This window comes from Salinirubrum litoreum, from assembly GCF_020567425.1.
GTDB classification, from domain to species: Archaea; Halobacteriota; Halobacteria; order Halobacteriales; family Haloferacaceae; genus Salinirubrum; species Salinirubrum litoreum.
In genome coordinates, this window is the sequence record NZ_JAJCVJ010000003.1 from 354,764 (window position 1) to 368,207 (window position 13,444).

The window sequence follows — 13,444 nt, forward strand, 5'->3', positions numbered from 1 at the left end:
ATTCCGGCTTCGGAGGCGTGGGTCATCGGACAGGCACGGTCCGAGGGCGGGTCGGGGGTCTCCGACGTCGAGTCCCGGTCGTGCCGACAGAACCGACGTGACCACACTCTCTCCACGTCCCGATACCGTTCGACGATCGAGAGACTCACCAGAGGGTTCGCAGGCCGGCGCTGGACCACCGGATTGAAGCGACTAGTCGTGAAAACCACTCACAGACCAACCGGCCCGATGCGTGACTCAGACCAGCCGCCACCGCCAGACCACCTACCCGACCTCCTCCAGGAGGGTACACACGAGGAGACCGTGGCGTGTCTCGACCGACTCGGCGCGGCCGATGGTGAGACTCGCAAGCGTGCGTTGCAGGCGGTTCGGGAGTTCGCTGCCGAGCGGCCGTCTTCCGTTGCTGACCTCGTCGGTCCGCTTTCGACGTTCCTGACCGACGAGGACCGGGCGGTCAGGCTGACCACCGCGAAACTGTTCGTCGCGCTGGCGCAGTCGGAACCCACGGTCGTCCTGTCCGGCGTCGACGTTCTCGCCGACCGACTGGCGGACGAGGAGGAGTTCTACTACGTCCGGGCGCGATGCGCCGAGGCGCTCGGGTACGTCGCCGTCGAAGCGCCCGAAGCGGTCGCCGACCCGGAGACGCTCGCGGACCTCCGTATCGGACTGGCGTTCGACGAACCCGAGGTCAAAGAGAAACTGGCGAAGGCGCTGGCACACGTCGCACTCGGAGACCCGAGTCGACTCCGCCATCACGTCTCGTCGTTGGCCGAGCACCTCGACGACGACGACGAACTCGTCCGGTATCACCTCTGTACGGCGCTGGTAGTCGTCGGGTGTGAGTATCCCGGGACCCTGGCCGAGACAACAGGACCGCTTCAGGCGCGTCTGGCCGATGAGAACCCGTACGTGCAGGGGCGTGCAGCCGAGGCGCTCGGCCTCCTCGCGGGATCCGACACCGGAGTCGAGGGAGGGCCTGCCTTCGGTGACGGTGCGGGCGAGCGCGAGGAGCCACCGACGTTTCTGACCGACCGACTGGCGTTCTGCCGACGGCAGGGTGCCGCCGAACAGTCCGGGGAAGACCCGGACGGAGTCGGGACGAGAGAGTCGATACGAGAGGCCACGGAGGAGGTGGTCGAGGAGATGACCACACCTGACGGCAGCGCGTGTCCCCACTGCGGGTTCGATCTGCCCGAGAGCGGCCCGCCGATGTGTCCGGGCTGCGGTGCTCCGCGCTGACGTTTTTGGCTGGCCTAAAATTCGGTACGCTTTTGATCGTTTAGGTGAGCCTAAACCGTATGGGAGACGATTCGAGCGATCACGAAACACCGACGCGCAGGGACTACGTGAAGTACGGCGGGGCGATCGTCGGCAGCGGACTCTTCGCCGGTTGTACCGGAGAGGGTGACTCGGGGGCGATGCCCACGACCGACAGTGGCACGGCTACCGACAGCGCCCCGACGACCGACACCGAAGCAACGGAACCGACGGCCGCAGACAGCTCCTATTCCGTAGAGATGGCGCCGGTCGGCGAGGTGACCTTCGAGTCGCCGCCCGAGAGGTGGGTCGCCTACGACGGCGGCTACGCAGATATGGCGGTGGCGCTGGGTCGTGCCGACGGCCTCGCCGGTAGCGGCTACGCGAAGCGGTACTACCGATCCATCTACGACGAACTGCCCGGCGTGGACGTTCCGGAGGACCCTCTGGAGACGTTCCCCGAGGTCAGGACCAAAGAGGCGTTCTACGAGATCGACGCCGACGTCCACCTCTACGACCCGCAGATGCTGGTAAACTGGTTCGACTGGGACCGGTCCGACGTCGAAGAGATCAGCGAGAACGTCGCGCCCTTCTTCGCGAACCTGATCTTCCGCCGGTCCGACGACTGGCACACCTATCGCTACTACACGCTGTACGAGGCCTTCGAGAAGGTCGCCGCGATGTTCCAGACCCAGGACCGCTACGAGGCCTTCAGCGCGCTCCACGACGAGTTCATCGCGAGCATTCAGGCCGAACTACCGTCCGAGGAGGAGCGCCCGCGGGTGCTCCTCACCTACGAGGGAACGGACGAGCCATCGACGTTCTCGCCGTACCGGCTCAAAGACAAGGGCACGAGCAAGAAGCAGTGGCGGGACCTCGGCGTGAAAGACGCGCTAGCGGGGACCGACATCGAGAACCTCAGCACGACGAACCGTGGGGAACTCGACTACGAGAACCTGCTGGAGGTCGACCCCGACGTGATCCTGATCCGTGGTCAGGAGCGCAAGAGCGCCGAAGAGTTCCGCGACGTCGTCTTGGGGTACATGCAGGACCACCCCGTCGGCAGCGAACTCACCGCGGTCGAAAACGAGCGCGTCTACCGCGGGGGGTACCTCAACCAGGGGCCGATCCAGAACCTGTTCCTGACCGAACGGGCCGCAAAACAGATCTACCCCGAAGTCTTCGGCAGGGTGACCGGTGACGAAGAACTGTTCGACCGCCAGCGCGTTGCAGACATCGTCAACGGGAGCATCTGAGATGGGCCATTCGAGCCAGCGAGAACGTGCTGTCGACCACGACGTGGTCATCGTCGGCGGGGGGCCAGCAGGCTGCGCTGCCGCGCTGTTCACCGCCCGGTACGGACTCGACACGGTCGTCTTCGACAAGGGGAGTGCCGCCCTCCGGCGGTGTGCCTATCTCGAAAACTATCTCGGCTTCCCCGGCGGCATCGACGTCGGCGTCTTCCACGACCTGCTGCACGCCCACGTCGAGGAGGTGGGCGGTGAGATCGTCCCGGAGACGGTCGTCTCGGTCGAACGTGAGGACGCAGACGACCCCTTCGTGGTGGAGACGCAGACGGGACGCAGGTGTACAGCGTCGTCCGTCGTGGCTGCGGCGTGGTACGACGGCTCCTATCTCCGCTCGCTCGACGAGGACGCGATGTTCACAGAAGAGGAACACCACGGCGAAGTGGAAGAACGATTCGACACGGAGTACGCCGACGCGGATGGACGAACCCCGATCGAGGGGCTGTACGTCGCGTCCCCTGCTGGCGACCGGAGCGCACAGGCCATCGTCGTGGCCGGACACGGCGCACACGTCGCTCGATGCCTGCTGGAAGACCGGCGGCACCGACGAGGGTACTCGGGAGGCGTCGCCCCACACTACGACTGGCTTCGTGGCGACGCGGAGTTCGCAGGTGAGTGGGCCGACAGGGATCGCTGGCGCGAGTGGTTCCACAACGAGATCGAAGCCGACGAAGTAGCCGACGATCGGCTCGCGGACCTCCGGGAACGCTACATCGACCGCGCGTTCGAGACACGCCGCACCGACGAGGAGATCGACGAGGAGGCCGAACGAGGACTCCGGCGTCTCGTGGACACGATCGGGACCGACCGAGTACTCGACGCGATCGACGATGCGGAGATCGAACAGTACGTCGGTGACAGAGGTGAGCCCGCTCGTGAGTGACCTGCCAGCCGACTGTGGAGGGATCGAGAGGCCCGAACGAGCGGCCCGCGATGCGCGGTCACTCGACCGGCTGTTCGAGTGCTCGGTCGAGCCCCACCCGGACCAACAGCGTCGCCAGCACAGTCTCGGGGAGAACTAGCCGAAAGAGCCGATCCACAGGACCACCCATGGTTGGCCCCACACTCATCGACATCAGAGAACACATCGACGCCCTCGCCACCGAGGACGGCCAGTACTACGTCCGCTGTGGACGCACGGGCGACCGGCCGGTGCCAGCGGCCGGGCACCGATTCTCCGACCGTGCCACCGCCCGCGCCGCTGCCCGCGCGACAGCACAGTATCGCTCGGCACTCCGTCGATACGACCCGCAGGTCCCCTACTACGACCTGATCGTCTGTGAGACGCCCCGCGACGACACGGTGGGACACCCACGGGAGTCGAGTGAGAGACCGGAGCACCGTCTCTCCGACCCCGTGGTACCCGACAGCACCACGCCCGCGCGGCGTGATCTCGTCGAGTTCTGTCACCGCGTGGCAGGAGCCGTCTTCGAGACGCTCTCCAGTGCAGGCTACGACGCCGTCGAGAGAGCCGTCATGGACGCGTACTTCGAACTCGCAGAGACTGTCGACGACCCCGATGAACTGTGTCTGTGTCTGCTCGAGAGCATGGCCAGTGAACTTCGAGGCAGTCTGTCTCCCGGCGAGCAAGCAGAGGTTCTCACCGACGCCGCAGCCCGGCTGGATTCGCCCAGAGACGACGACGACCCACTCGACGCGACACTTACCGCGCTCGAACAGCGAGGACTGATCGAGAGCTTCACGCGCTCGCCGTACTCGGTCGACCGCGATGGTGAGGAACGATCTGCGGTCGTTCAGATCTCCGGCTACGTGCTTTCGCCACGCGACGGTCGACTCCCCGTCCTGCCGCTGACCCTCGAGCTCTGCCGGCACCACGCAGAGCGATCCTCTCGATCCGTTCAGGTGACGGCCGTGGACGGTGGGTGGCAACTCACGTTCGCACTCGCTGACACGGAAGACCAGAACGGTCTCGTGAGCGCCCCGATCGACGGGGAGGTGTGAGATGGCAGTCGGGGGTCAGACGGACCGCTTTACCACACCGACGGCGGGGAGATCAGCTCTCACAGGCCGTGCATTCGAGGATATTTCGGCTGAACTTCTGTGCCGCGTTCACGCTGTTCTGATAGTAGAGGCTCTTCACTCCGTTCTTCCACGCCTCGATGTAGAGTCGATTGATCTCTTTGACGCTCACTTCACTTGGATCGATCGAGACGTTCAGGCTCTGTGCCTGATCGATGTGTTTCTGCCGCTGGGCTGCCTGGTTGATGATCGCCATCTGTGGGATCTCGGCGAAGGTCTTGAAGACGTCTTTCTCTTCGTCCGTCAGACAGTCGAGATGCTGTACGCTCCCATCTTTGTTCGCGATACTGTCCCAGACGTCTCTCGTGTCTCTCCCTCGCTCTTTCAGTAGTGCTTCGAGGAATCTGTTCTTTTGAGTCGACTTGAGCTTCGCTCCATCTCTCACGAAGTAGTTCGACTGTAGCGGCTCGATGCTCGGACTGACCTGGCCCAGAATGACGCTGCTCGATTTCGTCGGGGCCACACTCATCGTCGTCGTGTTCCGTCTGCCGTATCCCTCGAGCACCTCTGGTTCACCGAACTCGTCGGCAAGCGCTTCGCTCGCCTCGTAACTTCGCTCTTTGATCGTCCGGAATATCTCCTCGTTCTTCTGCATCGCCTCCATGCTGTCGAACGGGATCATGTTGCTCTGGAGGTAACTGTGCCAGCCGAGGACGCCGATTCCGACTGCTCTGTGTCGTTTCGCGAACCGCACGGCCCGTTCCATGAACTGTGTTCCGTCTGCTTTCTGGACGAACTCCTCCATCACGGCGTCGAGGAAGCGCGTCAGGGTTTCAACTGCATCCGTGTCCTTCCACTCGTCGTAGTGGAGCGCGTTCATACTCGAGAGACAGCAGACGAAACTCTCGTCCGGTGTGGCTGGGAGTGCGATCTCCGTACACAGGTTGGACGCGTTTATCTCGTATCCCTTGTCCTTGTAGACCTGTGGCTTCCCCTCGTTCATGTTGTCTCTGAAGATGATGTAGGGGACGCCGATGTTGATCCGTGTCTCGATGATCTTTGCCCACGTCTCTCTTTTATCCTCGTCACCGTCGACCATCGCTTGGAACCACTCGTCGCCGATGATGACACCGTAGAAGATGTCCTGTATCGGATCACCCTCGGTCTTGATGTTGAGCCACTCTTCGAGGTCACCGTGTTCGACGTCGATGTATCCTGCAAACTGACCTCGTCGGGTTTCGCCCTGACTCACCACGTTGATCGCAGTGTCGAACAGTTCTGTGAAACTGTAACTCCCGTTGCTCTTTCCGTTGTTCGTTATCGGGCTGCCTCGTGGCCGGATTTCACCGAAGTATCCGCTCGTGCCGCCGCCCAGCTTCGTCATTTCACCCACTTCGGCGTGGGTGTAGAGAATGCTCTCCATACTGTCTTCCATGTAGCTGCCGAAGCAGCTGATAGGGAGGCCCCTGTCGAGTCCGAAGTTCGCCCAGATTGGGCTTGCGAGACTGTAGAACCCGCGGCTCATGTAGTCGTAGAACCGGTCTGCGAAGCCCGCTTCGCCCAGAATCTCTTCGGCGTTCTCCGCGATCTGTCTGATCCGTTCTCTCGGTTCGACCCCTTCGATCAGGTATCCTTCCCTGAGGAACTCCTCGCTGTCCTCGTTCAACCAGTAGAAGGGTTCGTCGTGCTGTTCTCTGACTCGCGTGAGTGCTGCGTGTGACATCGTTAGAACATCTCCTCGGCCGTGACGCTCTGCGTGTGTTTGTTGTACGTGGTCGATCGTTTGCTGAAGAAATCGTTGTCCTTCGTCATCATGATATCCTCGTCGAACCAGCGAGTCTCGTCGAGGAGGGCATCGTCCGTCTCGAACATCGGATCTACGCCGACGTTCTCCAGACTCTGATTGAATCGGGCTTGCAGAAACTCGTCTACGTGCTCTCTGGGAAGGAATGCCAGGTCTCCCGCTTCGAATATCCAATCCAGAATCTCCATCTCTGCTTCGTAGGCCTGCCGACAGGCCGCCTGGACTTCCGCTTCGAATTCGTCGTCGAACAGGTCCGGGTTCTCTTCTCTGATCGTCTCGACCAGTTCTACTCCGAACAGCCCGTGGATCTGTTCTTCTTTGCTGGTTGCTTCGACGGCGTTGGATATCCCCGTGAATTTCTTCTCGTACTTGTCGAAGCTCGTCATTATCAGGAACTGACTGAACAGCGAGACGTGTTCGACGAACGTACTGAACAGGAGGATGCTCATCACGTACTCTTCCGTGTCGTCACTTCGAGTCCGTTCCAGACATTCGTCGAGGTACTCGATCCTGTTTTTGACGGCTGGGACGTCAGTCACCTGCTCGAAATCGTCTGTGATCCCCAACACATCGAGGAGGTGACTGTAGGCGTCCATGTGTCGCACTTCACTCTCTGCGAAGGTCATGCCGACACTGCCGATTTCTGCTTTGGGCATCTCTTCGTAGATATCTGACCAGAACGTCTTCACCTGCACCTCGATCTGTGCGATAGCCAACATCGTCCGTTTGATGACGGTCTTCTCGGCGGGCGTCGTGTTGACCTTGAAGTCCTGAACGTCTCCTGAGAAGTTGAACTCCGTGTGAACCCAGTAGCTGTTCCGTATCGCGTCCTTGTAGTCGAGGAACCTGGAGTACTCGTACGGTTTGAGCTCTGTTCGTCCCGAGAAGATGTCGGTCTCTGCATCCTCGTCTGTGGGTTTGTGTTCAGTCATTGGTACGTACCCCGGACGGGCCATCCGCCGGTGGTTGGCTTCTGTTTCCGTCGTTCTCGGTTCGGTGTACTCGGATGCCCCCGCGGTGGCTTCTGTACGTCCGTTCGTGGTCTCTGTTCACTCGGTCGGGGGGTGACCGAACGTCCATTTGCTCTGTGTGTTCGTGTCATTGTGAGTCGGTGGGGGCTTCGAAGTCGTCGACTTCTGCATCGAGGACCGCATCGAGTTCGCGAAGGAACTCTTCGGGTTCGGAGAAGGCCTTGTAGACCGAGACGAATCGAATGTACGCGACCTTGTCGACGTCGCGCAACCGCTCGGAGACGAGTTCGCCGATGAGACTCGACGAGACGATGCGCGTCTCTCGATCTTGCAGCGCGCTCTCGACGTCGTCGACGAGACTCGTCACAGTCGTCTCGGCCACGTCACGCTTCTCTACGGCCCGTTCGATCCCTGCGCGAAGTTTCGCGCGGTCGAACGGGTCGATGGTTCCGTCGCGTTTCTTCACCTGGAGGGAGTCCCACTCCGGACGTTCGTAGGTCGTAAAGCGGAACGAGCAGCGTTGACACTCACGACGCCGCCGGATGGAAGTTCCATCCGCGCTGGTCTCGGTATCGACGACGCGTGTTCGCTCGTCCCCGCAGTCCGGGCAGTTCATAGTTGTCACTACGTGTCCCTCCAGCTCCTTAACCCCATATGTGGGGGTTGTCGTCTTCAGCCGCAATATCTGGTGCCGGCGGGACCCACATAAAACTTCCCCAACCAATTTGATGTAGTACAAATACACTTGTACTCGGCGGAGATCGACTTGCTCGATCCGGTGGGCACGATCGGGGCTACATTGGTGGTCCCGAGAGTCTCGGAGCCTCTCGCTCGTCATCGCGAGCGCGTACGCCTCGATCGATCGTGCGATCGTCCCGCAACAGATCTGGACGCCGACCGTACGATGCTCGCCCGCTGCCTGCAGGGTTTCGACAACCTCGACGAGCCGACGTGGTTTCGTCGGCTGTGTCTTCGGGTCGTCGTCGGCACCGATTCCGTCCTCGAAGGCAGTCCGACCGCGCCCGACCATCTCGAAGCCATCCTGTGCACGTTCGAGACGCAAACAGACTGAGACGCGTCGAGTACTCGGGTTCTAGCATCACACGACAGCTGCGTCGAAAGTGTCGACCTCGCGTCGAGGCGACGGGTCTGCCACGGCAGCCGCCGAACGGAGAGCGGCCGTCCCCGGTCGGCTACCGGCTCACAGAACCGCCTGCGTCGCCGTCGACCCGACGAGGAACCACGTGATCAGGAGGGCGTTGACCAGCGCACCCGTCCAGACGCGACCGGTTCGGTGGAAGAAGTACGTCGAGACCACCGCGATGAGCGGGAGCGCCGGCACGAACGGGAGTCCAACGATTGCGTACAGCGCGAGTTGGGGAATCGGCAGTGCGTTACTGGTGAACAGCACGCCGTACTGCAGAGCCAGCAGGAGCGCCATCCCGCCGGTGAGGATCACGCTGTTGATGACCATCGCGCGGCGGAGCGAGTCAGTCGTCGCACGCGTCCGGAGTCGCCCGTGGAGCAGCACCCCGACCGCCACGAAGAACACGAACAGCAGGGGCAGGTACGCCACGAAGGCCTGGAACTGCCACGGCGTGAGCAGGCGGAAGGCGACGAACCACACCCGGAAGTCCACGTTGAACAGTGCGTCGACGACGAGCGAGAGCGCGTAGACACCCCCGACGACGCCGACCGCGAGACCGACCGACCGGGTGAGCGAACCCCACCCCTGCGGGAGCGAGAGACCGTACGCCGTCGACGCCGCACGGTCGGTCGCCGACCCGCGAGTGAGGAGCCACCCGCCGAGCGTCACGCCGACGAGGAGTGTGCCCACGACCGTCGGCAGCCCCAGCAGATCCTGTCCGGTCACGAGGAAGTCAGCGACGCTGGCGACGACGATACCGAGCGCACTCCCGACGAGGACGGCCGGGACGATCAGTCGGCCCACGCGGTCCTCGGCCGTTCGCCGGACGTGCCAGGCACCGACCAGTCCGGCGATGACGACGGTGTTCACCAGCGCCCAGAGGACGACCGCGTTCGTCAGTTGCTGTGGGAACAGCCAGTTCGGAGCGAGCGGAACGAACGAGTCGCCGGCGACGACGGTGGGGAAGTACGTCACGGCGGGAATCAGCGTCGCCAGGAGCGCACTCACGTGCCACCCGGCGTCACGCTCGGTGGCGGCCTGCGGGACCGTCGCCTGGAGCGAACTGAACGGCTCACGGTCGAGCAAGAGACCGCCGGCGGGGAAGACGAACAGCATCCCGCCGAGGAGAGCGAGGAACGTCCCGACCTCCTTCCAGTACCACACTTGGTTCGAGGGGGCCGGACTCTCGCCACCCGGGAGCGTTCGCTGGATCCAGTCGACCGAGTCGGCGACCGCGTTCGTCGAGATGTGGTCACCCGGATGGGTCGTCGCCGGCGTGTAGAGCCTGCGTGCCGTGCCGTCCTCGATACTGCCGTATGTTCGTCCCTCCTCGACGGTCGCGTCGGTGCCGAAGAATTCCTGCATCTTCTGTGTCTCCTCGGCGGTCGCTGCACTCGCAGAACCGGGCCACATCAGCCAGTGGAACTCGTCGTACTCGCTGAAGACGACACCCGTGTTTCGCGGAAACTCCGCCGTGCCGTTCGGCACCGGGAGGCCGGCGATGGGGCCGGGTGCAGAGCCCTGATACAGCGCGGCGTCGTAGCCGTCGGGATCACTCGCGGCCGCCGCCGTGATCGCCCAGCCACCCATCGAGTGACCCGTCACCGCTACCCTCTCTGTGACCATCGGTCGGTCGTTGAGATACGCCAGCCCCGCCGGGCCGCCGAACCCACCCGCGAAGGCCGGTGGTGCCGACCCGCCGTGACCGGTCTGATCCAGCGCGAGGACGACGTACCCTCGACGGGCGTACTCGGTCGCGAAGGGTGCCTGCACACCCTTCGTGTTCACGTAGCCGTGGACGGCCAGCACCCCCGGAGCCGGGTCGTCTGCCGAGACGCCCGCCGGGACGTAGAGATGCCCCGACATCTGTGTGCCGTCTGCCGACTGGAACTGCACGTCGCGCACCTCGACGGTCCCACCCGCAGTGTGCCCCCAGTAGCCGATCACGCCACCACTGAACACGAGCAGTAGTGAGAGTACCAGTACCGTCACCCGTCTGTCGACAGCTACCATCGTGTAGGTACACTGAGTAGTTCACTTTATAATTATTGTTCGTAGATCACGGCGACGAGTGACCGCGTCGGCGCAGTCGCTCGGTCGGCGAGTCCGTGTGCGATTCGACCGCGAGTCTCGGGACAGTCGTATCGTGCCGATTTCCGGTCGTTTTTGAGCCGTCGGTCCGTGTAACGGACATGAACACGACGGCGATACTGCACTCGGTGGCCGCTGTACTGGTGCTGGGCGGAATCCTCCTGTCGGGAGAGGTTCTCACGATCGGCCTCCTGGGACTCGGCGCGGTGCTGTTCGTCGCGGGCATCGTCGTCGCACGGCGCGACGACACGGGCGACGCGGCCTGATCGGGACACCTGCGAGTGTGGCGTTCACTGCACGCGAGCCGACTCACTCCCGACGAATCTTGGTCGTCCGCTCGAAGCCCTCGCGAGTGAACGCGCCACTCGCCGCGACCGGCCGTTTCGTACCTGTGCGTCGGGGACGCCGACGAGAGAGACGAGAGCGACCGGCGAGCAGTCGGGGACGCGTCGCGGCTCAGATCAACAGTTGGATGTCCGCGTCGGCCATGTCCTGGATGGCGGTCGCAGCCCCGACGCCGGTCCGGACGCCGTCGAAGAAGTCGTCCTCGTCGTAGTCCATCAGTTCGATGGTCATCTGGCAGGCCTGGAACTCGACGCCCATGTCGAGTGACGTCTCGATCAGTTCCTCGATGGTGGCGGTCTCGTTGTCCGCGATGCGTTTCTCCATCATCCGGGTCGTCATCCGGTCCATGCCGGGGAGCGCACCGATGAGGTTCGGAACCGGCATGTTGGGGTTGCCGACCGAACTCAACTTGAGGTGCTTCGAGCGTTCCTCGTGGAGGATGTCGAGTCCCCAGAACGTGTGGAACACCGTCACGTCGTAGCCGAACGCGGCGGCGGTACTCGCCAGAATGAGCGGTGGGTAGGCCATGTCCAGCGTCCCCTTCGTGGCGATGATCGACATCTTCCGGGTGCCGTCGTCGGTCGTCGCCTCGGCGAGCGACTCCTCGAGGTCCGCCACTCTGGCGGCCAGTTCCGCCCGTGACGGGAGGTCGTCGTCGGGTGCGGTGGGAGTGTCGGTACTCACGATGCTCACTCCGTCTTGCGGACGTAGTGCGTGTAGCGCCCGTCGTCCTCCTCTTGTGCGAGCAGTTCCACGCCCGCCGTCCCGGAGGCCCAGCCCTCGATGTCGCTCATACTCCCGGAGTCTGTCGCGACGACTTCCAGCACCTCGCCGGCCGCGAGGTCGTCGATGGCCCCTCTCGTCTTGACGACCGGCATCGGGCACGATTCACCTTGCACGTCGAGCGTCTGTGTGATGTCGAATTCGGCACTCATTGAAGTACACTCCTGTTGTGTCTTGGAGCTAACGCACAATATTGAGGCTGTGGGTATAAGGATGACGATCCGGGACACCGCGACGATCGAGGCGGCCGTATCGCTCTCTATAGCCACTCTGTCGGAGACTGTCGGATGTTTCCCGACGGACCACAAGCCACTCGGCGGAGCACCGACCACGTCCTCTTTGCGCACACGGTGTTGAACTGTATTCACAAGTGTCCGGACGGTGGGCCGTTCAGGGCGACCCCGCACGGACCGTCGTCGTCACCGCCGGCGGCCGCCTGGTCGACCGCCTCGCGTGGCTCAGCGTGGGGTCGCCGACTCCGGCGGGACGAGGAGGACGTTGTTGTTCCCGCGTGCGACGACCGTCTCGGCGGTGTCGCCGAGGAGCAGTCGCCGGAGGCGACTCGTCCCGCGGGCACCGAGGAGGGTCGTCGTCGCCCCGACGCGCGTCTCCTCGGCGAGGATCTCGTCGACCACCCCGCCGGTCCGGACGTTCGTCTCCACCTCGATCCCCATCCGGTCGCGGAGTTCGGTCGCCATCTCGTCGAGTCGCTCGCGGGCGTCCGCTTCGGTGTCCGAACCGTCCTTCTGTTCGCGACCGCGCACGTGGAGCAGGTACGCTCGCTGTGTCGCGCCGGTCAACTGCGGGAAGAAGTCGAACGCTCGCTCGGCGTTCGCCGAGAAGTCGGTCGCATAGAGCGTGTCCCGGAACAGGTGCTCTTTCTTGACGGCCGGGCCCGACTCCGTGCGTTCGATCCGTTCGACGAGCAACGGTCTGACCGCCGTCCGCGCGACGTTCCGCACGGTCCCGCCGATGAGTCGGTTCTCCAGTGGCGACTCCCCGCGAGAGCCGACGACGATCATGTCGGCGTCGATGCGTTCTGCGAGGCCGTTGATCCGCCGGTGCGGCGTCCCGCGGGCGACGTGTGTCTCGACCTCGAAGCCGGCGTCCTCGAACACGTCTCGCTGGGCCGCGAGCGCCGTCCTGGCGTCACTGGCGATGTCCATCCCCGGGAGACCGCTGGAGACGTTGTCCGGGACGACGGTGAGCAGGTGGACTTCCCGCACGCCGATGTTGGCGAGACACTCCAGACAGGTGCGTGACTCGATCGCCGTCTTGCTCGCGTCCGAGAGGTCTGTCGCGAATACGATGCGCATACCGCCCGCTACGCGACCCGACGTTAATATTGTTTGCGTTGCACAATACAAACATCGGAGTGACGCGAGTCGAGTGCGCCGTGGTCGGCGCGTGAGGTGACGACTCGTGAGACGGTCACCGTGGCCACGCGAGACCGGTGGGTCGGTGGTGACACTCGACTGGACACGTCGCGCTCTCGGGGCGCTCCCGCACCTCTCGGGGTCTGAGGGACGCTCGACCGCCTCGCCGGGGTCGAGACCGCTCCCGGCGGGCCTGTATTGGACTATATAAGCAAGAGTCACTCGCACCGCCGACCGTCTGTGCCGTCGGTCGAGTATCGGAAGGTCGTCGTCAGGCGGCCGTCTCCAGACGGTTTCTCGGTGTATCGGCCACGTTTCACCAGTCCGGCTACCACCGACCGCCCGACACAGTATTGTAGAGATAAGGAATTATCTTCCAAACC

The 13,444-nt window shown here is 63.4% G+C and carries 12 protein-coding genes and 1 pseudogene; 5 read left to right on the forward strand and 8 right to left on the reverse strand.

Annotated elements, in window-relative coordinates:
- The first annotated feature begins 228 nt into the window (after positions 1-228).
- The 4 genes from LI337_RS17550 (at position 229) to LI337_RS17565 (ending at position 4,526) form a co-directional block, all read left to right on the forward strand.
- Positions 229-1,239: a HEAT repeat domain-containing protein gene (locus tag LI337_RS17550; RefSeq protein ID WP_227231217.1), complete on the forward strand. Its 1,011-nt coding sequence runs from the start codon at positions 229-231 to the stop codon at positions 1,237-1,239.
- 59 nt (positions 1,240-1,298) lie between these two features.
- Positions 1,299-2,513 carry an ABC transporter substrate-binding protein gene (locus LI337_RS17555; protein ID WP_227231218.1) on the forward strand — a complete coding sequence of 405 codons (1,215 nt, stop codon included), beginning with the start codon at positions 1,299-1,301 and terminating at the stop codon, positions 2,511-2,513.
- Position 2,514: 1 nt separating this feature from the next.
- The gene (locus tag LI337_RS17560) at positions 2,515-3,447 is read left to right on the forward strand and encodes an FAD-dependent oxidoreductase (RefSeq protein WP_227231219.1); all 933 of its coding nucleotides are present in this window, start codon (positions 2,515-2,517) and stop codon (positions 3,445-3,447) included.
- A 167-nt stretch (positions 3,448-3,614) separates the two neighbouring features.
- Positions 3,615-4,526, forward strand: a complete 912-nt coding sequence (locus tag LI337_RS17565; protein ID WP_227231220.1) for a DUF7551 domain-containing protein — start codon at positions 3,615-3,617, stop codon at positions 4,524-4,526.
- A gap of 52 nt (positions 4,527-4,578) precedes the next feature.
- On the opposite strand, the gene LI337_RS17570 is transcribed toward LI337_RS17565, so the two are convergent.
- From LI337_RS17570 to LI337_RS17585, 5 genes and pseudogenes are all read right to left on the reverse strand, one after another.
- Positions 4,579-6,267 carry a ribonucleoside-diphosphate reductase subunit alpha gene (locus LI337_RS17570; protein ID WP_227231221.1) on the reverse strand — a complete coding sequence of 563 codons (1,689 nt, stop codon included), beginning with the start codon at positions 6,265-6,267 and terminating at the stop codon, positions 4,579-4,581.
- Between the two features lie 2 nt (positions 6,268-6,269).
- Positions 6,270-7,280, reverse strand: a complete 1,011-nt coding sequence (locus LI337_RS17575; RefSeq protein WP_227231222.1) for a ribonucleotide-diphosphate reductase subunit beta — start codon at positions 7,278-7,280, stop codon at positions 6,270-6,272.
- A 166-nt stretch (positions 7,281-7,446) separates the two neighbouring features.
- Positions 7,447-7,935, reverse strand: coding sequence for a transcriptional regulator NrdR (gene nrdR, locus LI337_RS20240; protein ID WP_345777777.1), 489 nt, complete (start codon positions 7,933-7,935; stop codon positions 7,447-7,449).
- Positions 7,936-8,103: 168 nt separating this feature from the next.
- A pseudogene (locus LI337_RS20370) lies at positions 8,104-8,382 on the reverse strand (DUF8154 family protein); the annotation flags it as partial.
- Between the two features lie 138 nt (positions 8,383-8,520).
- Positions 8,521-10,479: an alpha/beta hydrolase family protein gene (locus LI337_RS17585; protein ID WP_227231224.1), complete on the reverse strand. Its 1,959-nt coding sequence runs from the start codon at positions 10,477-10,479 to the stop codon at positions 8,521-8,523.
- Between the two features lie 179 nt (positions 10,480-10,658).
- On the opposite strand from LI337_RS17585, the gene LI337_RS17590 reads away from it, so the two are divergent.
- On the forward strand, positions 10,659-10,823 hold the full coding sequence (locus LI337_RS17590; RefSeq protein WP_227231225.1) for a hypothetical protein: 165 nt from the start codon (positions 10,659-10,661) through the stop codon (positions 10,821-10,823).
- A 190-nt stretch (positions 10,824-11,013) separates the two neighbouring features.
- Here LI337_RS17590 and LI337_RS17595 read toward each other — a convergent pair whose 3' ends face one another.
- From LI337_RS17595 to LI337_RS17605, 3 genes are all read right to left on the reverse strand, one after another.
- Complete coding sequence (locus LI337_RS17595; RefSeq protein WP_227231226.1) at positions 11,014-11,586, reverse strand: DsrE/DsrF/DrsH-like family protein; 573 nt, start codon at positions 11,584-11,586, stop codon at positions 11,014-11,016.
- A gap of 5 nt (positions 11,587-11,591) precedes the next feature.
- A complete protein-coding gene (locus LI337_RS17600; RefSeq protein WP_227231227.1) occupies positions 11,592-11,837 on the reverse strand; it encodes a sulfurtransferase TusA family protein in 246 nt (81 codons plus the stop codon).
- Between the two features lie 306 nt (positions 11,838-12,143).
- Positions 12,144-13,001 carry a universal stress protein gene (locus LI337_RS17605; RefSeq protein ID WP_227231228.1) on the reverse strand — a complete coding sequence of 286 codons (858 nt, stop codon included), beginning with the start codon at positions 12,999-13,001 and terminating at the stop codon, positions 12,144-12,146.
- Positions 13,002-13,444 lie beyond the last annotated feature (443 nt).